This is a genomic window from Rhodococcus sp. 1163, assembly GCF_002091985.1.
Taxonomy (GTDB): domain Bacteria; phylum Actinomycetota; class Actinomycetes; order Mycobacteriales; family Mycobacteriaceae; genus Rhodococcoides.
Genome location: NZ_MKKX01000032.1, coordinates 24,329 through 47,537, shown reverse-complemented (window position 1 = coordinate 47,537; position 23,209 = coordinate 24,329). Strand labels below are relative to the sequence as shown.

Genomic DNA, 23,209 nt, shown 5'->3' with positions numbered 1-23,209 from the left:
CTCCAGACCCATCTGCCACACACTCTGCCGATGGGCGACAATGGTCCAGTGAACGACGCACAAAGCACCACGCCGAACCTCGAACCAGGGGACAACCAGGGCCAGAATCGAGGGTCCAGGCTGTACCCGAGGGTGACGAGCTTTCGCTCCCGGCGCGGCGCTTTGACCGCCGCGCAGCAGACCACCTGGGACACGCTATGGCCGAAGATCGGTCGCGATGTCGCCGACGACCTCATCGACATCGATGGGTGGTTCGGCCGTCAAGGGCCGACGATCCTCGAGATCGGATCCGGAACCGGTACCGCCACGACCGCGATGGCACAGGCCGAACCGCACGTGAACTTGATGGCGGTCGAGGTCTACCGCCCCGGTCTCGCTCAGACGCTGCAGCAGATCGAGCGCGAGGAGATCGACAACATTCGTCTACTTCGCGGCGATGCGATGGACGTGTTGGAGAACATGCTGACCTCTGAATCGTTGACGGGCGTCCGGGTGTTCTTTCCGGATCCCTGGCCCAAGGTCCGCCACCACAAACGACGGCTGCTGCAGGCCCCCACCTTCGCGATGATCGCCGACCGGTTGAAGCCGGGCGGAGTTCTGCATGTCGCGACCGATCACGCCGAGTATGCAGAATGGATCGCCGAGGCCGGGAACGCAGAACCGTTGCTGACCGTTCTCGATTGGGAGTCTCCGATGACACACGAGCGACCCGTCACCAAGTTCGAGGGCAAAGCCCAACTTGTGGGTAGCTCGGTGACGGAGTTGATATGGGGGAAGATCACACCATGAGCGTCAGCGAAGAGGTACCGAATACAGCTTTCGCTCCCATACCCGCCCTCGACACAAGTGATTCTCATCACAACAAGCGAGTGCTTCTGGTGTGGGATGCCCCCAACCTCGACATGGGGCTCGGTGCAATTCTCGGCGGCAGGCCGACTGCGGCGTACCGCCCACGGTTCGATGCGCTGGGCCGATGGCTGTTGCAGCGCACCGCCGAACTCTCGGCCAACGGTTCGGGGATCCTCGAAGCCGAGGCAACGGTCTTCACCAATATCGCCCCAGGCAGCGCCGACGTCGTTCGACCCTGGGTCGAAGCGTTGCGTAACGTGGGTTTCGCGGTGTTCGCCAAGCCCAAGGTGGACGAAGACAGTGATGTTGACGACGACATGCTCGACCACATCGAGTTTCGCAATCGCGGTGGCGGGCTTGCCGGAGTCATGGTCGCTTCGGCGGATGGCCAGGCCTTTCGTGAGCCACTGGAGAGCATCGCCGCAACAGGTGTGCCCGTTCAGGTGCTCGGATTCCGTGAGCACGCAAGCTGGGCGGTCACATCGGAGACTCTGGAGTTCCTCGACCTCGAGGACATTCCCGGGGTCTTCCGTGAGTCTCTGCCTCGCGTGAGTCTCGACTCGCTGCCGGACGAAGGCGCATGGCTGCAGCCGTTCCGACCACTGTCCGCCCTTCTCGTCGGGCGTCAAGGAGTTTCTTAAGTGTTCGCCAGATGGGGAGATCTCGTCTACCGCTTGCGGTTCACGGTCATCGGAGTCATGGTGGCCGGGCTTCTGGGCTTCGCAGCGTACGGGTTGGATCTCAACGACCATCTGAGCCAGAGCGGCTGGGACGACCCGGGTTCGGAGTCGGCCCAGGCCGCTCGCCTCGCCGACGAGACCTTCGGGCGTGATCAGTCCAGCGACGTGATCGTTCTCTACACCGCGCCCGAAGGTAAAACCATCGATGACCCGGACTTCAACGCGAAGGTCACCGACAGCCTCAACTCTCTCGTCGGCGAGCATCCCGACCAGATCTCCAAGATCAACGGCACCTACTTCAAGGTCGACAACGCCGTCAGCGCCCCGGCGCTGGCCACCCCGGACAGAACCCACGCCATCGCCAGTATCGCGATCGTCGGTGACAACGACACCGAGCTGACCAACAATTTTCAGAAAATCAAGGACGTCTTCTACGTCGACGGCGTCGACGTGCAGGTCACCGGTCTGCAGGCAGTCGCCGGCGCCTTGCAGTCCACCATGGCCGGCGATATCCACCGGATGGAACTGCTCGCCATTCCCGCCGTGGCGGTCCTACTCTTCTTCATCTTCGGTGGCGTCGTAGCCGCGGCGTTGCCCTTGATCGTCGGTGGGCTCACGGTCGTCGGAGCCAACGGAATCGTCAAGGTCTTCACCAACTTCACCGAGGTCAACAGCTTCGTCGCACCGGTGGTCTCTCTCGTCGGGTTGGGCTTGGCGATCGACTACGGGCTCTTCATCGTGTCCAGATTCCGAGAAGAGCTCGGCGACGGCTATTCCACCACCCAAGCTGTCCGACGCACCGTCATGACCGCAGGCCGCACCGTGGTCTTCTCGGCGACGATGATCGTCGCCTCCCTGGGCGGCCTACTGCTCTTTCCGCAGGGCTTCCTCAAATCCGTTGCTTACGGCTCGATCGCCACCGTCGCGCTCGCCGCACTGACAGCGATCACGATTCTGCCTGCAATGCTCGCGATCCTCGGCCCACGCGTCGACGCGCTGGGTTTGAAGTTCATGCGCAAGACCAAGTCGTCCGAGGAAATCGAGAACGGCATGTGGGGCAAGCTGACCCGCTGGGTCATGCAGAACCCGCTCAAGGTGACGATCCCCATCGTGCTCGGCCTGGTACTGCTGACGCTCCCCGTCGGCAATATCAAGTTCGGTGGAATCAACGAGACCTACCTGCCGCCCGACAACATCACTCGTGAAGCACAGGGCGAGTTCGACGAACTGTTCCCCGGGTTGCGTACCGAACCGCTCAAGCTGATCATCTCCAACGCGCAAGGCTCATCCCTCGGACAGATCACCAAGCAGGCCAACGAGGCCCCCGGGCTGATCGAAAAGTTCGCTCCCGACGGCGCGAGCAAAGATGGCGTCATCGTCTTCAAGGCCGGCCTCGTCGACCGAAACGACTCCAAGCCTGCCATCGACTATCTGCGAAGTATCGACGTGCCCGCCGGGGCCACGGTGATGGTGACGGGTACTCCTGCAATCGAGCAGGACAGTATCGCCGCCCTCATCGACAACCTGCCGCTGATGGCACTTCTGGTCATCTTCGTAGTGACGCTGTTGATGTTCTTGACCTTCGGATCGCTGGTGTTGCCTATCAAGGCTGTCCTCATGACGACGCTCGGGTTGGGCGCGACGATGGGCATTCTGACGTGGATCTTCATCGACGGCAACGGCGCGAGCTTCATGAACTTCACGCCAGGGCCGATCATGGCACCAGTGTTGGTGTTGATCATTTCCATCGTCTTCGGACTATCCACCGACTATGAAGTCTTCCTCCTCTCTCGTATGGTCGAAGCCCGCGAAAAGGGAGCCAGCACCAGCGAGGCAATCCGCATCGGAACCTCGCACACCGGCCGAATCATCACCGCGGCCGCCCTGATCCTCATCGTCGTGACAGGCGCATTCGCGTTCTCCGACCTGGTGATGATGAAGTACATCGCCTACGGCATGATCGCCGCACTCATCATCGACGCGACGCTCATCCGCATGTTCCTCGTCCCTGCCACCATGAAACTGCTCGGCGACGACTGCTGGTGGGCGCCACAGTGGATGAAGCGAATTCAGCAGCGGCTCGGACTCGGCGAGACGATCCTCGAGGACGAGCTGATGCCGGACGACGTCCCCGAGCTCGCACTCGTCGGCGGACGCCCGCTCACCACAGTGAAGCCGCCGATGAGGCCGGCGCCACGAGCCGCAGAACCTCTGACCGAACCGATCCCGATGATCGCGCCTGCGAGCGCTGGCCCCGTTCGATCGACCTATGCAGCAAAAGAAGCAGAACGGCGTTCGGCGACGGGCAAGCCTGCCACGGCACCATCCGAAGACACCCAGGCAGCCGAGATTGTTCGGGCCGCTCCCCCCGTCGCGCAACCGGAGCCCCAGAAGCCGGTAGTTCGGCAGCAGCCACCAGTTCGGCAGCAACCTGTAGTTCCCGAGCAGCCGGTGGTTCGGCACCAGCCGGTGGTCCCGGAACAGCCTGCAGTTCCTGAGCAGCCGGTGGTCAGGCAGCAGCCACCCCGCACCCCGGAGCCTGTACGGGCCGCCGCACCGGACTCCCGCTCGATCGAGAGCTGGCTGGCGGATCTACGTGCGCCTACCGACTCTCCCGAAGCGTCGAAGGAGGCCACAGCGACGCCTGCCGAGCGGTCGGTGTCCAACGGTGCCCGTAACGGCTCCTACAGCAATGGTTCGACCGGCCGTGAGTCCGACGGCTCGCGCACCGGAACCGGTGGGAACCGCGACTACACTCAAGGCGGCGGTTCCGGCGAAAGTCGCGAGACCAACGGCTCTCCTCGCAACGGCTCTCACACCAACGGCGCTCACACCAACGGCTCCCCCACCAACGGCACCTCGACCAACGGCGTGCACACCAACGGCGCTGACAATGGGTCCCACACCAACGGTTCCGCTGGTAGCGGCGCTGGTGCCCGTCCGAGCGAACCGCGTACGCGCTACGACATCACGACTCGAAATGCGCCCGGCCGACGCAACGAGACCCCTGATGATCCGCCGACGCCTACCGGCCCCGAGCGCACGGACTCGACCGTCGGCGCAGACACCCCGTCGCAAGGTCGACGTCGAATCAACGATCCCGTCAATCCTGATCCCGCGGAAGCCGATATCGACAGCGGACGCCACCGCGGCGGGCAGCAGGCCTTGAGCGTCAGCGAACTCCTCGCACGAGAGCGTCGGAAGTAGCCCTACCGCAGTCGAATCACAATCCTGGATCGCTCTCGGTGCCGGGAAGGTAAGACACCGCTGTGGAATCTCACAGTGTGAAATTCGGGAACGCTGCATTCTTTCCGACCGTTGTCCCCTGGGAAGCAAGATCACGACCACAGATCGAGTCGCTGGGGCGATGTGTGGTGTCTTACGTCGAGATGGGGGAAGCATGGCTGTCATTGCCGAACTTCGAGGAGTGACCTGAGTGTTCGCCCGATGGGGGGATCTTGTCCACCGCTGGCGATTCACGGTCATCGGAGTCATGGTGGCCGGCCTTCTCGGTTTGGCCGCGTACGGGGTCGGATTCGAGAATCGACTGAGCCAGGGCGGCTTCGACGACCCCGGTTCGGAATCGGTGCGTGCTGCTCAGTTCGCCGACGACACGTTCGGACGTGACACAGAGGGCGATGTCATCGTGCTCTACACCGCTCCCGAGGGAAAGACGGTGGACGATCCGGAATTCACTGCCGCGGTCACTGCCAACCTGAACTCGCTTGTCGCAGAACACCCTGCCCAGATCGCCAAGATCAACGGCACCTACTTCACCGTGGACGGTGCTGCCCGCGCAGCCGCACTGGCAACCACGGACAAACAGCACGCTGTCACCAGCATCGCGATAGTGGGCGAAGACGAGACGGCCCTGACGAACAACTTCCAAGCCGTCAAGGACGCGTTCTACATCGATGGCGTCGACGTCCAGGTTGCGGGACTCCAAGCGGTTGCCGGGGCCTTGCAATCGACGATGGCCGATGACATTCATCGAATGGAGATCCTCGCCATTCCTGCTGTTGCAGTCCTTTTGTTCTTCATCTTCGGTGGAATCGTCGCGGCTGCGCTCCCCCTCGTCGTCGGCGCCTTGACGGTGGTCAGCGCCAACGGAATCGTCAAGCTGTTCACCAACTTCACCGAAGTCAACACATTCGTGGCGCCGGTGGTGTCGATGGTCGGACTCGGCCTTGCAATCGACTACGGACTCTTCATCGTCTCCCGCTTCCGTGAGGAACTCGGCGACGGATACTCGACGCGAAAGGCAGTCCGCCGCACCGTGATGACGGCGGGGCGCACCGTGACGTTCTCTGCGACGATGATCGTTGCCAGTCTCGGTGGCCTGCTGCTGTTCCCGCATGGCTTCCTTCGGTCCGTCGCATACGGATCCATCGCTACCGTCGCGCTGGCCGCTCTCGTCGCGGTGACCGTCCTACCTGCGCTGCTTGCAGTTCTCGGTCCACGCGTCGACGCGCTGGGCTTCAAGTTCATGCGTAAAACCAAGTCGTCCGAGGAAATCGAGAACGGCATGTGGGGCAAGCTGACCCGCTGGGTCATGCGGCGTCCCGTCAAGGTTGCCGTCACGATCGTGCTCGCGCTGCTGGTGCTGACCCTTCCGGTGGGAAGGATCGAATTCGGCGGAATCAACGAGACGTATCTTCCGCCCGACAACCCGACGCGGGTGGCGCAATCTCAGTTCGACGAACTGTTCCCTGGACAACGCACCGAGCCACTCAAGCTGGTGATATCGAACGCGCAGGGCGCATCCCTCGGGCAGATCACCAAGCAAGCCAACGAAGCTCCCGGACTCGTCGAGAAGTTCACACCTACCGGTGCAAGCAAAGACGGTGTCATCGTCTTCAAGGCAGGCCTCGAGGACCGCAACGATTCCCAGCCTGCACTCGATTACCTGCGCGGCATCGAAGTTCCGGACGGCGCAAGCGTGCAGATCACGGGAACGCCTGCAATAGAACAGGACTCGATTGCGGCACTGGTGGATCGACTGCCGCTCACCGCAATCCTGGTAGTCCTCATCGTGACGCTGTTGATGTTCCTGACGTTCGGGTCGCTGATTCTGCCCATCAAGGCAGTGCTCATGACCGCGCTGGGATTGGGTGCGACGATGGGCATTCTGACGTGGATCTTCATCGACGGACACGGTTCGGAGTTGCTGAACTTCACCCCGGGTCCGATCATGGCGATGATTCTGCTGCTCATCGGCGCAATCGTCTTCGGACTGTCCACCGACTACGAAGTCTTCCTGCTCTCGAGGATGGTCGAGGCACGAGACAGGGGCGCAAGCACCACCGACGCAATCCGAATCGGCACTTCGCATTCCGGACGCATCATCACCGCGGCAGCACTGATACTCATCGTGGTGACGGGCTCGTTCGCATTCTCGGACCTGGTGATGATGAAGTACATCGCCTTCGGCATGATTGCCGCGCTCATCATCGATGCGACGGTGATCCGCATGTTCCTGGTCCCGGCAACAATGAAGCTTCTCGGCGACAACTGCTGGTGGGCACCGGAATGGATGAAACGAATCCAGCGTCGAACCGGTCTCGGCGAGCCGGCCTTGGAGGATGAGAGCGTCGCGACTTCGGCTGGGCGCGAATCAGCAAGCGCACGTTGATCTCTGGGTTTCGAGTTTGTGTCGGTAAGAGAAGTTACACTCGACAGTATGTTCGAATCGAGGTTCATCGAGACTGCTGACCAGGCTGTTGGCGGCATGCTCGACATCCTCACCGAATGCGCGTCCGCGGAGAATGTTCGTCGCGGCCGCCTGGTCGAGGCAGTATGCGAGATCCTCGATCGCCGCCTCGCCGATGCCGAGGAGTGCGGCGGAGATCCGTCGGAGTGTCATCGTGAAGTGCTCTGTGAGATCTCGACGCAACTGACGGTGTCGTTGTCGACAGGCCGCACTCTCCTCGATACCGCCGAAGCGTTGAACCACCTGCCCTTGACGGCGCTGCGGTTGATATTCGGGGGCATCGACTGGGCACGAGTAGTGGTGCTGGCATCGGTGCTCGACAAAGCCAGCGCACGCACCGTGAAGGCGATCGAATTCCAAGCTCTCGCGGCAGCCGAAAGTATGGCACCACGCCGCTTGCGAAACCGGGTGTGGAGTTTGTGGATGCAATTCGACAGAGCGGAAGCGACTGCGGCACAGACGCAAGCGAAGGCAGCCTCGACCGGAGTCAGCGTCCACGAGGACGGTACCGGGATGTCTGTACTGCGCGCGCAGATGTCGGATCTGCAAGGGGCCGAGGCGGAGGCCCTGATTTCCGAGATCGCCGCGACCGTATGCACAAAGGATCCGCGTACAGGCCAGCAGCGCCGCGTGGATGGATTGTTGGCTTTGCTGTACGGCGAGCACGCCTTGGCGTGCCGGTGCGAGCGCAGCGAGGGGTGTACGGCAGCGGGTGTCGCGGAAGAGATCGCTCCGCGACGCGGTCATCTACTCAACATCCTCATCGACGTCGAAACATTGTTGGGATTGTCCTCGACACCGGCGACCTTGCCCGACGGGACGGCATTCGATCCGGACCTGGTGCGGATGTTGGCCCAAGACGCACGGTGGCAGGCAATCTTGACCGAGTTGGTCGAGGTGCTCGAGGTGAACCGAGGTGGAAGCACCGGCTCGGGTACCGAACCTGAGACTGTCGCGACGGACGAGACGAGTGCCATCAGGCCCACTAGGAAGAACGCCACTGAACGCACGGGCGCGGTAGACAATCCGGTTGCCGAACAATCCGATCCAGGATCGAGCGACACCCACGATGACGAGCCGGAGTCGCCCTTACCGCGGGTCAAACAGGTACTTCGGAGGATCCTCGGGCGCGGCAGAGTTCGCGGGGCAGCGGAGGTTCCTCGACCAGGCCCACACCAGATCTACCTGCACACCCCAGGGGAGGACTCTGCCCTACGCCGCTACGTCGATTCAGTCCTGCGCGAGATCGAGCGTGATCCATCGAAGGCTGCAGGAGTGTTCCCTGACGGGCACGGCGGACTCGACGGTCCACCACCCGGAGCGTTGACGTATCGGCCTTCGCAAGCTGTGGCCTCGATGGTCCGAATGGCGTACCGCACGTGCACATTTCCGGGCTGTGACACGCCGTCGTCTCGGTGCCAACTCGACCACATCGTCCCGTTCGATCAGGACAATCCTCGGGCAGGTGGATGGACGGTCGGATCCAATCTGCACCCGGTATGTACTTGTCATCATCAAGCGAAGACTGCCCGCATGTGGGCGTGCGCGATGCTATCCGGTGGCGCGATCCTGTGGACGGGCAATGCCGGTTCCAGACGAATCACATTGCCCGACTTCTCGGTTCCGGATGCCCCGCCACTTCGCGTTCGCAAAAGGCATCCGGCGCCCCCGGAGGATTGCCCGGACGGTCCGACCTGGTGGGAGAAACACATGCCTCCCCACACGCACCCGCCCTCGCGTTCCGAACTCGCCCGGGCCGGCACCGACGAAGCTCAGCGGAGAATCCGCGACCTCCGCCGCCGCTTTCGGGAACACCGCGCTGCCGGAAATGCCCGCGAACGCCGCCGACCAGCACCCTACTGAGCCGGCGGGTTCGTCCGCACCTACCTATACCTGTTCGGACTCGCGGTCTGCGAACACCTTTGCATACCTGGTGCCCGCGAAGAGCAACAGAAGTCCGACGACGATGAAGGCGCCGACACGGAAGAGCCCATCGAGAGCAACCAGATCGAACAAGAACAGCTTGGCCACCGCAGCAGTGGTCAGGGACAAGCCCGCCAATAGTGCAGTGTGCGCGTACTTCTCACTCCGGAGTCCCATGATCAGCAATGCCATGGCCACCGCCATCCATCCGATAGTGGCCGCACAGTGACCCGCGATGAATCCTGTTGTGCCGCCGATTGCTCCCACTCCGAGGGCGACCGTCGCGGACGTCAGACCGTAAAGCGAGACAATGCCTGCGAACACCCAGCAAGACTGCACGTTCTCCTCGACAATACCGAGTTGGACAGCAACCAGAACCAGGCCCGCCGCAACCGCTACCAACAGCAGCCCGGCAACCACGATGCCGACATGCCCGGTGGCGTAGTCCGCATCCACAAGGCCGTCGACGGGTGCGATGACAACGAAACCGATGGTCCCGAGTGCGGCGAATGCACCGCCGAGGAAGTACGCGATCTTGGACGAGAGCTTATGCGCGAGAACGAGTGCCGCAGCAGCGACCACCAACAGCGTGAGCGGACGCAGCTCCACTGCGGTCGGAACGACGACGGCCTGCAGCAGCGCCGCCGCGCCGAGGAGCGAAAGCACAATCCTGGCATGCACCGGCAACCAGCGTGCCAAGGCGATAGTTGCCGCGCAGGCAACGGCGACCAGGAGTTCGACCAGCGCGAGTGTCCAACGCTCGAACAGGGTGCCCACCAAGAGGATCGGCAGTGCACCGAGCGCCATCATCGCCGATGCCATCGAGTCGGCTGCGTTGCGGCGAAGGAGTTCGAGCGAGCTTCCCAACCCGAATGCCGCGACGACGGATGCAACGATCAGCAGGGTGACGGCATCACCGGTGTCGATTGCAGAGGGCGAGGCCGCCGAGATTCCCAGCAACGTAGCGGCAACGATCGGCAGTGTGCGCGCGGCATTCAAAAGCGGCCAGTCACGTCCGAGCTGGGCGGGGAAGGTTGCAATGAACGTAGCAGCGTAAAAACCGATGAGCGACAACGTGATTCCGCCGCTGACCACCGGTGCACACACGGCGACGCCGGTAAGGATCAACACCGCCATCGGTTGCGAACGCCACGACACCGCCAGCGCGATACCAGCCGACGCAATACCGAAAGCAGCGGCCAAACCGAGAACCGGCTCGAGCCACTCGTAGATCACGGTGACGGCCACGACGTCGAGATACAGACCGGCAATTCCGGTCGCCGCAACGGCGATGCCACCGACCCTGCCGCCGGATCGACCGAAAATCCGGGACCCGATGTACACCAACGCCAACGAGAATGCCGCTCCCGCACCGACACGTAGCTCCGGCCCGAACCATCCTGCCTGCGCTGCCAGAACCAGCAGCATCACGATGCCGATCAATGTCACTCCGGCACCGGCGATCGCGAGCAGCCGAGAGATCACACCGTCCCGCTGCCACCATGGCTCTTTTTTCGGCGCGGCAGGCCGGGGCGGTGCAGGCTGGGGTGGTCGAGGGAACTGCTGGGGCTGGGCAAACTGCTGGGGCTGAGGAAACTGCTGGGGCTGGGGCGGAGTGAAGGGCCGCGGCTGGGCGAATACCTGAGGCTGGGCAGGGAACATCGGTGCCTGCTGAGCTGCCAGTTGTGAATGCAGCTGCCCGAGTTCGCCGGAAACCTGCCGGAGGTGCTCTCCCAGTGCTGCGAACTGACCGGACAATCTGGCTACCAACTGCGGATCGACACCGGCACTACGCGGATTCGTCATGGACAGATCATGTCGGACGGTTCCCGGCAACGGCTGAGTATTTCTACTCCTCCTTACCTAGGGGTTTGCCTAACCGCGTTACGGAAACGCTCAGTTGCCGAACATCCGTCGCAGTGACGTACCCAGTGGATGCTTGGCGGTGAGTGTCCCGAACCGGACCTTCCCGCGCACGATGACGTGCAGCGGCCCGATCGGCGGGCCGGTGCGCACCTTGTTGTTGGCACTCCCCCCGACTGTTTCGAGGCCGTTGAGGTCAGCGGTAGCCGCCGGGGGCAGGATCAGCGAGATAGTGCTGCAATAGTCGCTCACCATGATCTCGACGACCTGCGTCGACATGATTGCCTGCGTGAAGTCCAGCGTGACATTCGAAAGTTTGCTGTCGATCGCCATCCGGGGTGGCACGTTCCAAGGACCTTTGCGCGACACCGTCGACATCGTGCCGCGGACGACCGAAGCCTGACTTCGATCCCACGACACCGTATGCGCCCGGTCGTAGGCGGGGGCGCTCTGCTGATACGGCGCCGAGGCCGCGGGGACCGACGGCCGATACTGCTCGGCTATCTGCATCCCGGGCAGATCCGCCACGACAGCGTTCAGCTCACCACGCGTCTTCGCGGTAAGCGCGGTGTCCATACGTTCGGTGAACTCCCCGAGGGACAACATCCCCAGACCCACCGCACGCTGGAGCAACTCACCGACATGTTCCTTTTCGGCATCCGATACTCGCAGATTCCTGGCCTCCATGAAACCAGGATAATGCCCAGGCAAAGCGACTGCCTGGAACTGCAAGGTTCGCTGGGCCGGCTCGCGGGTACAGCCCACAGTATGGAGATCACGATCGATGCGACCGGTTCGGCTCCCGCAGGGATTGTGTGGGAGCGCTACATGAACCCCGATATGTGGTCGACGTGGGCGCCACAGATCAGCGGGGTCGACTACGACGGCGAACGGCTGGTTGCCGATACCTCGGGCAGAGTCGAGGGACCACTCTGGATTCGGATCGACTTCCGCGTGCTCGCCGTCGACGAGGCGGCTCATACCTGGACGTGGCAGGCCTGGTGGCAGAACCGCGCGCTGGGCTTGACGCTGACCCACGGCGTCGAGTCCCATCCGGCCGGTTCACGGACGTGGTTGACGGTCGACGGCTTTCCCGGGCTGGTGCTTCCGTATGTTCCGATCGCCAAGCTCGCCCTCAACCAGTTGGTCAAGAGCTGAGCTACTCGGTCCGCGTCGTGGTCTTCGGGTCCGTCTCGGTGTCGGTGACCTCCGCGGCATCAGGGGTCGGGAACGTCGGCTTGTCCCCCGACCCGTCGAGGTGGTCGTCGAACTCGCGGACGGCCTCCCCACGCTCGGCCGCGCTCTGCGCACCGTCCGCATCGAGGCCGGCCGACTTCTCGGTCGGGTCCACCGTCGTATCCACTGGCTTGTCCATCTCACTCATGGGGTGGGGTTGCCCCGAGCGGGCGGCTCACAAACCCTGTTCGATCGCGTAACGCGTCAGCTCCACCCGATTGGCAAGCTGCAGCTTGCGGAGTGTGGCCTGCACGTGATTTTCCACCGTGCGATGGCTCAACGTCAGTTTGGTCGCAATCTGCTTGGCGCTCAATCCCTTTGCTACCAGTCGTAGCACTTCGGTTTCGCGGTCGGTCAGCGTCGGACGTAGTAATTCGGTGTCGTTCGCGTCCGCGGGGGCAGTGGCGATACGGCGATACTCCCCGAGGACCAGCCCGGCCAGACCGGGAGTGAACACGGCTTGCCCGGCGGCGGTGGCCCGGACAGCGTCGAACAATTCCTCGGCCGATGCACTCTTGACCAGGTATCCGCTGGCACCGGACTTGATTGCGTCGAGCACGTCACCGCGTTCAGCGGAGGCAGACAGCACCAGAATCCGACTGTTCGGTGAACCGAGCAGTACCTGGACCGTCGCGTCGGCACCGTTGCCGTCGGTCAGGTGCATGTCCATCAGCACGACGGCCGGTTGCGTGGCCTGAGCGCGACGCCCCGCGGACCCGACTCCGTCAGCGGTGGCGACGACGTCGAATCCGGCCGCATCGAGGTCGCGTGCCACCCCGTCGCGCCACATGGGGTGGTCGTCGACGACCATGACCGAAATCTGCTTCTCCATCACTTCCGCTCCCTCGGTACTCGAATCTCCCACTCGGTCCCCGTCCCGATATCGCTGTCGAGCACTGCTGTGCCGCCGAGCATTTCAACTCTTCCCAGTATCGACTTGGAGACGCCCATCCGGCCTTCCGCCTCAGCTTCAGCGAGGCGGCCGGCAGCTATCCCGACGCCGTCGTCACGGATGCTCACGATGATGTCGCCGGCCACATCTTCGAGCAGAACATACGCGCGCGCAGCCGATCCCGCGTGCAAGGTCACGTTCGACAACGCTGTCGCGAGAACGGCAGCCAGCTCCTCGGCGACGGGTTCGTGGACGAGTACGGGATCCGTCGGGGCCGAGATCGACACCGTGGTGCTGCCCTGCGCTCGGAGCAGACTCCCCAGGTCGACCTCTGCATCGCCGGTATCGACGCGGCTCGGGTTCCCCTGCTCGGAGATCAGCATCCGCAGTGCAACTTCTTGCTCACCGGCAAGATCGGCGAGTTCACCTGCAGCACCGCCAATTTCGTTTCCGCGCCGACGAACCAGCGCCAACACTTGCAGGACGCCGTCATGCACCTGGCGTGCGAGTCGTTCGCGCTCTTCGGTGATCGCCGCGAGCCTGATGGCACGCGCCAATTCCGAGTGTGCGCGTTTGGCGGTGTTACTCGCCAACCCGAGCGCAAGCCCGACCGACACCAGAACCGGCGCTGTCGCATCCGTCCACAGATCGAAGTTCACCTGATCGCGTACCAGTGCGCTCACGGCCGCGAGCACGATCGCCGACGCGATTCCGCCCCTGGGCCCGAACAGAATTGCCGCCGAGATGACCGCATTGGTGGCCCACAATGTCGTCGGGAGAGTTTGGTGAGTGCTGTACCACTGAGGATCGGCGACCAACCGAGTCGACGCCATCAACCCGATGACGACGAGTTGGTCGGCGAACACCACCTTCCATCGCGGGATTCTCTTCTCCGAGAGAAGCGCTGCCGAGACCCCGGTCCACACTGCCATCAACGCCACGAAGAACCAGCTCAGGCGCGGATTGCTGTAGGACGACATCGAGGCGACCTGGTAGCTGACTGCGTAGAGCAGGGTGACGAATCGAAACACCTGCGACGCGCGCCAGAGCGGAGTCAATGCGTCAGTCATCGGGCTTTTCGAGAGTTCCTGGGTCGAGTTGTCGGCTACGCGGGCGTGGGCTGTCCTCTGTGGCCGGGAACAGCGGCTCCGACGGGTCGTGTTCCTCGAGTTCCTCGTAGACCTCGTCCGGGTCCTCTGCCAGCAGTGATCGGATTGCCGTGTTGAGCACTGCCACGACCGGAACGGCCAGCAGGCCACCGATGATGCCTGCCAGCAGGATTCCCAGGGTGATGGCGAAGACGACGGCCAAAGGATGCAGCCGCACCGCGCGTCCCAGTAGGAGGGGTTGCAGTACGTGCCCTTCCAGTTGCATGACTGCGACGACGATGCCGAGCGTGATCAACGCGGTGATCAGACCCTTGGTCACCAATGCGATGAACACTGCGACGAATCCGGTCAGGAAAGCACCGACAATAGGGATGAAGGCGCCGATGAACACCAACGATGCCAGCGGCAAGGCCAAGGGCACACCGAGAATGGCCAGCCCGGCCCCGATACCGACAGCATCGGCAGCGGCGACGGCGACCGTCGCGCGAACGTACCCGATGAGGGAGCCGAAGCCCTGACTTCCGGCGAGGCGAATACGGCGCCGCGCCGACGTCGGGGCAAGCCGGGTGACGAAGTTCCAGATCTGATCGCCGCCGTAGAGGAAGAAGATCAGCGTGAACAGTGTCAGCAACGCACCGGTGAAGAGCTCACCGATGAACGTCGCGGTGGTCAATGCGCCGGACGTCACCGCTTCCTGGTTGTCCTGGACGGCCTTGACGGCGTCGTCGCTCGTCTGTCGGATCTGGTCCTCACTGATGTGGAGTGGGCCCGTGGACAACCAGGACTGGATGTCGTTGATGCTCGTGGTGAATTGATCGCCGAGTTGCGGTAGTCCCTCGATGAATTGCTCGACGACGAACGTCATGATTCCGACGACGACACCGATACTGGCGATGATGACTACGACGACTGCTGCGGACCTGGGAACTCCGCGTCTCTGCATCCAATCGACGATCGGCACCAGCATCGCCGAAGCCAGCAGCGCCAGTCCGATGGGAATGAACACTGTTTCGAGCCGGATGACGACGTAGCAAACAGTGAGGAATCCGGCGAACAGAACGAGCAGACGCCACGTCCATTCCGCTCCGACACGCACCAAGGGATGAACCGAATTCGCGGGCGATCGGGCACCGGAAGGCTCCTTTGGTGCTTCTGCCCGCAGCTCGCCAGTACCCACCCGGTAAATTTAACCTGTGCTGGCATCTTTCCGAGCGGTCTCGCTCACCCTGAAGAGTCGCTGGCCGCTCTATATGGTCTCGATGGGCCTGTCCAACCTCTTCGGCGCGGTGCTCGTATTCGGCTTCGTTCGCTATGGGCTGCCCATTGCCGAGTCGGAATCGATCATCGCGGACCGATCACGCAATGTCTGGATCTTCGGCATCTATCTGCTGGTCGGAGGCGGGGTCAGCCTCTATTACGCGTCCCGCATGTTGCGGACGGTGGTTCGCTGGCAGCTGCGGGGTGGCCCACCCACCCGTAAGGAACAGATGACTGCGCTGCACGCGCCGTTGCGTCAAGCAATCGTGCATGCCGTTCTGTGGGTCATCGGGGGTGTCCTGTTCGTCGTCCTGACGGTCGCCGAAATGCCGTCGCTCGCCGTCGCCGTCATCGTCACCGTGGTCATGGCTGCCACCGTCACCTTCGGATTCACCTACATGCTCGGCGAACGGATCCTGCGCCCCGTCGCTGCGATGGCACTGAGCGAGGGTCGATTCGACCGCACCATGACCCCCGGCATCGGCACCCGGATGGCGATGACCTGGGGGCTGGGCACCCTGATGCCCGTCATCGGCATCATCTTGCTCTGCGTGACCCAGCTGACCACCGATCTGGTGTTCTCCCCCAATTCGCTCGCGATAGCGATCATCCTGCTCAGCGTCCTCGCTATCGGGCAGGCATTCATCCTGTCGATGCTGACGGCCAGCCAGATTTCCGACCCGATCCGGCAACTGCGTCGGGCGATCGAGCGGGTCCAACGCGGTGAGAACGACGTCGAGGTCGACGTGTTCGACGGCAGCGAGATCGGCCGACTTCAGGTCGGCTTCAACCGCATGATGGAGGAGTCCGCGGAACGGCGCGTCCTGCGTGAACTGTTCGGCGCACACGTCGGCGAAGATGTGGCGCGCCGTGCATTGCAATTCGGTACCGAATTGGGAGGCGAGACTCGCTTCGTCGCGGTGCTCTTCGTGGACATGGTCGGGTCGACGGCCACGGCTTCCGAGCGTCCTCCCAGTGAGGTCGTCGTCCTCCTCAACGAATTCTTCCGCGTCGTCGTCGACGTCATCGATCAGCACAACGGATTCGTCAACAAGTTCATGGGTGATGCGGCACTCGCCATTTTCGGCGCGCCCCTCGACCGACCCGACGCGCCGACCGCTGCGCTCGCCGCAGCTCGTGACCTGCGGTTCGCCCTCAACGACATCACCGGACTCGACATCGGTATCGGTGTGTCGGCGGGACTGGCCGTCGCTGGGAACATCGGCGCAGCCGAGCGGTTCGAATACACCGTGATCGGTGATCCCGTCAACGAAGCGTCTCGATTGACCGAACTGGCCAAGCTGAGACCGGGCCGCGTTCTCGCGTCGACGTCCGCGCTCTACTTCGCCAGCGACGAGGAACAGGCGCATTGGGAACTCGGTGATCAGGTTCAATTACGCGGCCGGCGTAGACGCACGCATCTCGCGTGGCCGGTCGAGCATCCCTGACAGCCGTCGCAGTGTGGTTACCCTGTGAAGGTGGCCGAACCAAGACCGGAGTCCGTCCCCGACGGGCCACGGAAGCGGAATCGTCTCCGCTGGTTCAAATGGGTCGTCGGGATTGCCCTGGTCGCACTGCTCATCGGCGAGGGAATCTACCTCTGGCCGCGGTTGCACGAGTCGTGGAAGGCCCTCACCGAGATCCATTGGGGATGGCTCGCTGCATGTGTCTTTGCGCAAGCACTCTCACTGAGCGCGTTCGGCCGGGTCCAGAAGCAACTGCTCGAAGCCGGCGGAGTTCGCGTCCGTCAGTCCAAGTCGGTCTCGGTCATCTACGGCAGCACTGCCATGTCGTTGACGCTGCCCGCCGGACAGGTCTTCTCCACCGCGTTCACTTACCGTGAGACCCGACGGTGGGGCGCGAGTCCGGTAGTCGCCTCATGGCAACTCGCGATCTCCGGAGTCATCGCGGCGGCGGGACTCGCAGTCCTCGGCGTCGGTGGCGCCCTGCTGGTGGGCGGAGCGGTCAACACGTTCACCCTGGTACTCCCCATTGCGGGCGTCGTCCTGATCGTCCTGGGAGTGCGGTACATCTCCGCCCACCCGCAGGCGATACGCAGCACAGCCCGATGGACGTTGCGCAAGATCAACGACTTCCGCAACCAGCCGGCCGATACCGGCGCCGAGCGCATCGACGAGATCATCGAGCAGGTTCAATCGGTTCGACTCGGCACACGCGACGGCGTGCTCTCCCTGTCGTGGTCCGCGGTTCACCGACTCGCCGACGTCGCCTGTCTCGGCTTCGCATGCTTCGCCGTCGGCGCAGACCCCCGACTCTCCGGACTGCTCATCGCGTTCGCCGCAGGCAAGGCCGTCGGATCCGTGCCGCTCGCACCGGGTGGGCTCGTCATCGTCGACGCCACCCTGATCGCCTTTCTCACCAGCGCGGCCAGCATCAGCGCGTCACAGGCCGTCGCAGCCGCCTTCGTCTATCGCGGTGTCAGCTTCATCCTCGTCGCGATCGTCGGCTGGATCGTGTTCCTCGTCCTGTTTCGCAACCACCGCCACGAGAACCTCGAATACGACATCGCGGTCGAACAGCGGGAAGCCGTCGAACAGCGGGAAATCATCGAGCAGCGGGAAATCAGGGACCTGTACAAGCCGCGGGCGGACAACGTCGATCCCGAGTCTGGATAACGAGTTCTTCCCTCCCACTCGAAAATTGTGATCGGCATCTCTATTCGGCATGCGGGAATAGATTCGGACTCCGGTCCGCTTGTGTACTATGCAACTTGAACCTTCAACCCACCATTAGAGGAGCTCACATGACCACCGCGATCGCATTGCCAGAATTGTCCGCAGGCACCTGGAACATCGACCCTTCGCACTCCACCGTCGGATTCTCCGTGCGCCACCTCGTCGTGAGCAAGGTCCGCGGCCGTTTCCAGGCCTTCACCGGCACGATCACCGTCGCCGCCGACGGCACGCCTTCCGTCGCCGCCGAAATCGACGTCACCTCCATCACCACCGACAACGCGCAGCGCGACGGCCACCTCAAGACTGCCGACTTCTTCGAGGTCGAGAAGTACCCGACCGCCACCTTCGTCTCGACGTCGGTACAGCCCAAGGGTTCCGACTTCGTCGTGACAGGTGACTTCACCCTGCACGGCGTCACCAAGTCGATCGACCTGGCACTCGAGTTCAACGGCGTCAACGCCGGCATGGGCAACGGTCCGGTCGCCGGCTTCGAAGCCACCACCACCATCAACCGTCGCGACTTCGGTCTCACCATCGACATGCCTCTCGAAGGCGGCGGCGCAGTCGTCGGCGACAAGATCACCCTGACCCTCGAAATCGAAGCAGGTCTGGCTTCCTAGATCGTCACTTTCACCAGAACGGGCCCGCGGACATACAGTCCGCGGGCCCGTTCTCTATTGTGGGACCGGTGAGCAAGCGCAACCCGATCATCGCCGCCGTACCGGGCCGTTTCGCGCCGCTGTACATTCCCGCAGTCATAGATCTCGTGTTGGTCCTGATCTTCTGCGCCATCGGTCGACGCAGCCACGACGAGACGGGTGCACTTGCCGGATTGGCGACGACCGCCTGGCCGTTCCTGATCGGCGCCGTCGTCGGCTGGGCCGCCAGCTGGGCGCTCTACCGTGACAAGTTCGACGCGTTCCTTCTTCTCCCGACCGGCATCATCGTGTGGGTGTCCACCGTCGCCATCGGCATGGTGCTTCGGGCGATCAGCGGGCAGGGCACTGCCTTCAGCTTCGTCGTCGTCGCCACGACCGTGCTGGCGCTGTTCCTTCTAGGCTGGCGCGCCCTCGCAAGAGTTGTATCCGCCCGGAAAAACTGACCCCATCGGCCCCATCGGGGCCGCCGCACGTGGGACAGTTCTGTAATGGCCGATGTGACGGACAAGCAGGACACCGGATTCTTCGGGCAGCCATTCGCACTGGCGAACCTGTTCGGTGTCGAGATGTGGGAGCGCTTCTCGTTCTACGGGATGCAAGGCATCCTCATCTACTACCTCTACTACTCGGTGTCCGACGGCGGACTCGGTATCCCCGAGAGCTCGGCGACCTCGATCGTCGGCGCATACGGCGGCACCGTGTACCTGTCGACGATTCTCGGCGCGTGGATCGCCGATCGACTTCTCGGTTCCGAACGCACCCTGTTCTACAGCGCCATCCTCATCATGTTCGGCCACATCGCACTAGCAGCGCTACCCGGGTTCCTGGGGGTCGGTGTCGGATTGATCCTCGTCGCGTTCGGAAGCGGCGGCCTCAAAGCGAACGCGACATCTTTGGTGGGAGACCTGTACGAGGAGAAGGATCCTCGACGGGACGCCGGCTTCTCACTCTTCTACATGGGCATCAACATCGGCGCGTTCATCGGCCCGCTGCTTACCGGCTTGGCCTGGGACAAGATCGGATTCCATGCAGGCTTCGCGCTCGCGGCTGTCGGTATGGGGCTCGGCCTCATCCAGTACACGCTCGGCCGGAAGCATTTGCACGGCATCGGCGCTGTCGCCCCCAATCCGCTCCCCTCGACCGAGCGAACCAAGTGGGTCGCGATCATTGCGGCAGCAGTCGCCGTCATCGCCCTGCTCTCGGTGTTCGGGGCGATCAGAGCATCGAACCTGTCCAACGTCGTCGTCGGAGTCACGGTCGTCGCGGCTATCGGATACTTCGCGATCATCCTGTCCAGCAAAAAGATCACCTCGATCGAACGTCGTCGGGTCATCTCGTTCATTCCGATGTTCATCGCCAGTGCGGCGTTCTGGTCGCTGTTCCAGCAGCAATTCACCACAGTGCCGCTCATCGCCGACACCGAACTGGACCGTAACCTCTTCGGCTGGGAGTTCCCGCCGTCGTGGGTGCAGTCCATCAACCCGGTGTTCATCATCATCTTTGCGGGCATTTTCGCCGCAATGTGGACCAAACTCGGTAACCGTCAGCCCTCGACGCCCCTGAAGTTCGCTGCAGGCGTGGGCATCATGGGCGTTGCTTTCCTCGCATTCGTGCCTGCCCTCGCAGGCGACAACATGCCACTGCTCGCCCTGATCGGCATCTTGCTGATGTTCACCTTCGCGGAGCTGTTCCTCTCCCCGGTCGGCCTGTCACTGTCCACCAAACTCGCACCGGAGAACTTCCACACGCAGATGGTCGCGTTGTTCTTCCTCTCTGTCGCTCTCGGCTCGGCCATGGCAGGCACTCTCGCCGGCTACTACGACCAGGACAATCCGAACCCGTTCTTCTACAGCGTGGGAGCTGCATCCATCGCGGTCGCCGTGGCGCTGGTTGCTCTGACGCCGTGGATCAAGAAAATGATGAGCGGTGTGAAATAGCAACGCCTGCAGCTATTTCCACATCAACCATGCTGCGAGCCCGAGCCCGAGAATTCCGACAGCGATGCGCAGGAACGTCGGGGGAATGAGCTTGACCACGGGCGGGCCGCAGTAACCACCGCAGAAGGCCCCTATCGCCAGCGCCAGCGCAGCGAGCCAGTCGACTTGACCGGAGAACGCAAAGATCACGGCCGCAACGAGGTTCGCGACGCCCAGAAAGAAACTCTTCAGAATGCTGGCGCGCCATATCGTTTCGGATGTGGCGATCAGGGCGAGCGCCAAGAAGATCACCCCGGCACCTGCCCCGAAGTACCCGCCGTAGACAGCAACCAAGAACAGTGCGAACGGATACAGCGTCGGAAACTCTCGATTTCCGGACAGCTTTCGAATCCTCGGTTGCAGTAGCAGCGCGAGGGCCGCGAACGCAACGAGGAACGGCACCACCACCTCGAAGGATCCCGCGGGCGCAACGAGCAGAACGACGGCGCCGACCAGCCCACCGGCTGCCGAATAGACGGCATACCGAACCAGCTGCTTACCGTCTTTGGCGAGCTCGGCCGAAGCATTCGTCGTAGCGCCGACACCGACGGCGACCATCGCCACCGTGTTGGTGACGTTTGCGCTCACCGGAGGCAACCCTGCTGCCAGTAAGGCTGGATACGACACCAGCGACGCCATTCCGGTCACGAAGCCGACGAGGCCGGCGAAGTAACCGGCCACCACGAGCAGACCGAAATGGAGCACAGGGGGTTACTCGGCGATGCCGGAGTCCATGCCTCGGATCAGACGGGTACTCATCTTCACGGCCTGGTCCGTTCCGTCCGCGTCTTCGATGTAGACGGCAAACGCAAGGTCGCCTCGGTTGGCGATGAACCACCGGTCGTCGCCACTGTTACCCGCGAACCCTGTCAATCCCGCGTACGCGTCGAGCCCTTCGGCATGAGCAGAGTCCACCAACATCTTTCGGAGCTTGGCAAGAGCTTCGGGCGGAATCGAATCGGTCGGCTGGTCGGCGACGGCGGTCTGACCGACGACGATCGACGGTAGGGGCGCAGCTCCACGGGAGATCGCCGCACCCATCTGAGCCAGGCCGAACGGCGTCATCGACTCCGTGGAGCTCTCGTTTCCGACGGACCGGATCCGATCGATCGACCCACCCGGTCCGGAACGCTGACCGGCGAAGGCGTCGAGTCCGGGCATCGAGTAGTTGACCCCGAGGCCGAGCTCAGACGGCGTGCCTGGGTTATCACCGGACTGCAGGGCGTCGAGCAATGCCGTTGCCGATCCCGTCGGATACATCCCCGAGAACGCAATCTCCCCCTGCTCGTTGGCGTAACTGTTCTGAGCAGCCGCGACGATGGCACCGGTCGACGGCACGATAGCCACGATCGACGCGGACGTCCCGACGCTGACCACGGCATCCTCGGCGGCCAGCTGAATCCGGGGATCGAGCGTGGCATGCAGGTCCGGACCGGCAGGACCCTGGAAGCCGACCTGACGCACCGGAATTCCGTCGGCACCGGCGACGTCCACTGCCCAACCGGACGTCGCGTCGCGGCCAAGTTGCCAGGCGTCGCGAATGGAGTCGAGCAACGGGGAGGTGATGCGTCGATCGCCCGCGATCAGTTTGGGTGTCTGCGAGATCACGACTCCAGGAATGGCACGCAGATCGTCCTCGAGAACCGCGAAGTCGTCGTCGCGCAGGTTGACCGCGAGGACTGGTGAACCAGGTGCGGCATTCAGCTCGGAGGTCAGCGATTCTGCAGTGATCAACGGCGCCACGACGTCGATGACGTCGGCGAGTCGCGACGCGGACGCTGCCGGGTCGGGCATCTGCGCTGGGTCGAGGGAGACGGCGTTGATGGTGCGTTCGCTCATCAGGACGTTCTTGGCAGCGTCGAACACCAGCGGTGGCGGCGCGTCCGTTCGGGTGTAGTGCACTGCACTGGCCAGGCCCGGTGCAAGGATCTCCGGTTCCCAGGTGATCCGCCAGCCGACGCTCAATCTCTTCGTGCTGCCGCGCGTCGAGTACTTCCAGTCCTTGCCCTCACCGAAGTTCCACGCCGAACCGAGGGTGAAGAACCCCGAGTCCTGGTCGAGGTCGATGAACTGCGAGAGTTCGAACTGCGAGGATGATTTTCCGCCCGCGGACAGGCCGTCGAACATCTGCGAGATCGATGCCGCCGCCGCGTTGGGGTACGAAGTCAGGTTGGCGGCTGCATCGACGTCGCGGTCGTTGAGTGCCTCGACGAAATCGGACACCGTGGATTCGGCCCCGCCGGTGGGGCGATCGAGGGTCCACGTAGCAAGTGATGCGGCCAATACCAAAATTGCGCCGAGCGCCACCACATATCGGACACGAATACGACGAGGCATCAGTGACCTTCCAGAACTCATG

The 23,209-nt window shown here is 63.1% G+C and carries 19 protein-coding genes; 11 read left to right on the top strand and 8 right to left on the bottom strand.

Going from position 1 to position 23,209, the window contains the following annotated elements:
* The first annotated feature begins 12 nt into the window (after window positions 1-12).
* From trmB to BJD99_RS13110, 5 genes are all read left to right on the top strand, one after another.
* Complete coding sequence (gene trmB / locus BJD99_RS13130; protein WP_179142335.1) at window positions 13-789, top strand: tRNA (guanosine(46)-N7)-methyltransferase TrmB; 777 nt, start codon at window positions 13-15, stop codon at window positions 787-789.
* The gene (locus BJD99_RS13125; RefSeq protein WP_084347293.1) at window positions 786-1,490 is read left to right on the top strand and encodes an NYN domain-containing protein; all 705 of its coding nucleotides are present in this window, start codon (window positions 786-788) and stop codon (window positions 1,488-1,490) included. The genes trmB and BJD99_RS13125 overlap by 4 nt, the downstream gene beginning before the upstream one ends.
* Complete coding sequence (locus BJD99_RS13120) at window positions 1,491-4,736, top strand: MMPL family transporter (RefSeq protein WP_084347292.1); 3,246 nt, start codon at window positions 1,491-1,493, stop codon at window positions 4,734-4,736. It abuts the gene before it with no gap.
* A gap of 229 nt (window positions 4,737-4,965) precedes the next feature.
* Window positions 4,966-7,161, top strand: a complete 2,196-nt coding sequence (locus BJD99_RS13115) for an MMPL family transporter (protein ID WP_084347291.1) — start codon at window positions 4,966-4,968, stop codon at window positions 7,159-7,161.
* Window positions 7,162-7,209: 48 nt separating this feature from the next.
* Complete coding sequence (locus BJD99_RS13110) at window positions 7,210-9,102, top strand: HNH endonuclease signature motif containing protein (RefSeq protein WP_084347290.1); 1,893 nt, start codon at window positions 7,210-7,212, stop codon at window positions 9,100-9,102.
* A 24-nt stretch (window positions 9,103-9,126) separates the two neighbouring features.
* Here the strand turns inward: BJD99_RS13110 and BJD99_RS13105 are convergent, their stop codons facing one another.
* Together BJD99_RS13105 and BJD99_RS13100 are read right to left on the bottom strand one after the other, a co-directional pair.
* Entirely contained in the window at window positions 9,127-10,968 is a 1,842-nt protein-coding gene (locus BJD99_RS13105; protein ID WP_179142328.1) for a DUF2339 domain-containing protein, read from the bottom strand.
* 90 nt (window positions 10,969-11,058) lie between these two features.
* Window positions 11,059-11,712, bottom strand: a complete 654-nt coding sequence (locus tag BJD99_RS13100; RefSeq protein WP_084347473.1) for a DUF1707 domain-containing protein — start codon at window positions 11,710-11,712, stop codon at window positions 11,059-11,061.
* 81 nt (window positions 11,713-11,793) lie between these two features.
* Here BJD99_RS13100 and BJD99_RS13095 point away from each other — a divergent pair, with 81 nt between their 5' ends.
* Window positions 11,794-12,183, top strand: a complete 390-nt coding sequence (locus tag BJD99_RS13095) for a MarR family transcriptional regulator (protein WP_084347289.1) — start codon at window positions 11,794-11,796, stop codon at window positions 12,181-12,183.
* A 1-nt stretch (window position 12,184) separates the two neighbouring features.
* On the opposite strand, the gene BJD99_RS13090 is transcribed toward BJD99_RS13095, so the two are convergent.
* From BJD99_RS13090 to BJD99_RS13075, 4 genes are read right to left on the bottom strand one after another with little or no spacing between them, the layout of a single operon-like run.
* Window positions 12,185-12,400, bottom strand: a complete 216-nt coding sequence (locus BJD99_RS13090; protein WP_256895664.1) for an autophagy-related protein 2 — start codon at window positions 12,398-12,400, stop codon at window positions 12,185-12,187.
* 36 nt (window positions 12,401-12,436) lie between these two features.
* A complete protein-coding gene (locus tag BJD99_RS13085) occupies window positions 12,437-13,093 on the bottom strand; it encodes a response regulator transcription factor (protein ID WP_179142327.1) in 657 nt (218 codons plus the stop codon).
* Window positions 13,093-14,223, bottom strand: a complete 1,131-nt coding sequence (gene macS / locus BJD99_RS13080; protein ID WP_084347286.1) for a MacS family sensor histidine kinase — start codon at window positions 14,221-14,223, stop codon at window positions 13,093-13,095. The genes BJD99_RS13085 and macS overlap by 1 nt, the downstream gene beginning before the upstream one ends.
* Complete coding sequence (locus BJD99_RS13075) at window positions 14,216-15,424, bottom strand: AI-2E family transporter (RefSeq protein ID WP_084347471.1); 1,209 nt, start codon at window positions 15,422-15,424, stop codon at window positions 14,216-14,218. The genes macS and BJD99_RS13075 overlap by 8 nt, the downstream gene beginning before the upstream one ends.
* An 88-nt stretch (window positions 15,425-15,512) precedes the next feature.
* Between BJD99_RS13075 and BJD99_RS13070 the strand changes: the two genes are divergently transcribed.
* The 5 genes from BJD99_RS13070 to BJD99_RS13050 all read left to right on the top strand — a co-directional run bounded on the left by BJD99_RS13070 (window position 15,513) and on the right by BJD99_RS13050 (window position 20,811).
* A complete protein-coding gene (locus BJD99_RS13070) occupies window positions 15,513-16,967 on the top strand; it encodes an adenylate/guanylate cyclase domain-containing protein (RefSeq protein ID WP_084347469.1) in 1,455 nt (484 codons plus the stop codon).
* A 30-nt stretch (window positions 16,968-16,997) separates the two neighbouring features.
* Window positions 16,998-18,155, top strand: a complete 1,158-nt coding sequence (locus BJD99_RS13065; RefSeq protein ID WP_179142326.1) for a YbhN family protein — start codon at window positions 16,998-17,000, stop codon at window positions 18,153-18,155.
* Between the two features lie 128 nt (window positions 18,156-18,283).
* A complete protein-coding gene (locus BJD99_RS13060; RefSeq protein ID WP_084347284.1) occupies window positions 18,284-18,835 on the top strand; it encodes a YceI family protein in 552 nt (183 codons plus the stop codon).
* Window positions 18,836-18,954: 119 nt separating this feature from the next.
* Entirely contained in the window at window positions 18,955-19,317 is a 363-nt protein-coding gene (locus BJD99_RS13055; RefSeq protein ID WP_084347467.1) for a DUF3054 domain-containing protein, read from the top strand.
* A gap of 45 nt (window positions 19,318-19,362) precedes the next feature.
* Complete coding sequence (locus tag BJD99_RS13050; protein WP_084347283.1) at window positions 19,363-20,811, top strand: peptide MFS transporter; 1,449 nt, start codon at window positions 19,363-19,365, stop codon at window positions 20,809-20,811.
* A 12-nt stretch (window positions 20,812-20,823) separates the two neighbouring features.
* On the opposite strand, the gene BJD99_RS13045 is transcribed toward BJD99_RS13050, so the two are convergent.
* Together BJD99_RS13045 and BJD99_RS13040 are read right to left on the bottom strand one after the other, a co-directional pair.
* Window positions 20,824-21,555, bottom strand: a complete 732-nt coding sequence (locus BJD99_RS13045) for a sulfite exporter TauE/SafE family protein (protein WP_084347282.1) — start codon at window positions 21,553-21,555, stop codon at window positions 20,824-20,826.
* Between the two features lie 6 nt (window positions 21,556-21,561).
* Window positions 21,562-23,208: an NTF2-like N-terminal transpeptidase domain-containing protein gene (locus BJD99_RS13040; RefSeq protein WP_143542151.1), complete on the bottom strand. Its 1,647-nt coding sequence runs from the start codon at window positions 23,206-23,208 to the stop codon at window positions 21,562-21,564.
* Window position 23,209: the final 1 nt, after the last annotated feature.

Excerpts from the sequence above, each read along its gene's own strand:
- BJD99_RS13125 (WP_084347293.1), top strand. The coding sequence starts at position 786 with ATGAGCGTCAGCGAAGAGGTACCGAATACAGCTTTCGCTCCCATACCC.
- BJD99_RS13110 (WP_084347290.1), top strand. The coding sequence starts at position 7,210 with ATGTTCGAATCGAGGTTCATCGAGACTGCTGACCAGGCTGTTGGCGGC.
- BJD99_RS13105 (WP_179142328.1), bottom strand. The coding sequence starts at position 10,968 with ATGACGAATCCGCGTAGTGCCGGTGTCGATCCGCAGTTGGTAGCCAGA.
- BJD99_RS13100 (WP_084347473.1), bottom strand. The coding sequence starts at position 11,712 with ATGGAGGCCAGGAATCTGCGAGTATCGGATGCCGAAAAGGAACATGTC.
- BJD99_RS13095 (WP_084347289.1), top strand. The coding sequence starts at position 11,794 with ATGGAGATCACGATCGATGCGACCGGTTCGGCTCCCGCAGGGATTGTG.
- BJD99_RS13090 (WP_256895664.1), bottom strand. The coding sequence starts at position 12,400 with ATGGACAAGCCAGTGGATACGACGGTGGACCCGACCGAGAAGTCGGCC.
- BJD99_RS13085 (WP_179142327.1), bottom strand. The coding sequence starts at position 13,093 with ATGGAGAAGCAGATTTCGGTCATGGTCGTCGACGACCACCCCATGTGG.
- macS (WP_084347286.1), bottom strand. The coding sequence starts at position 14,223 with ATGACTGACGCATTGACTCCGCTCTGGCGCGCGTCGCAGGTGTTTCGA.
- BJD99_RS13070 (WP_084347469.1), top strand. The coding sequence starts at position 15,513 with ATGGTCTCGATGGGCCTGTCCAACCTCTTCGGCGCGGTGCTCGTATTC.
- BJD99_RS13060 (WP_084347284.1), top strand. The coding sequence starts at position 18,284 with ATGACCACCGCGATCGCATTGCCAGAATTGTCCGCAGGCACCTGGAAC.
- BJD99_RS13050 (WP_084347283.1), top strand. The coding sequence starts at position 19,363 with ATGGCCGATGTGACGGACAAGCAGGACACCGGATTCTTCGGGCAGCCA.
- BJD99_RS13040 (WP_143542151.1), bottom strand. The coding sequence starts at position 23,208 with ATGAGTTCTGGAAGGTCACTGATGCCTCGTCGTATTCGTGTCCGATAT.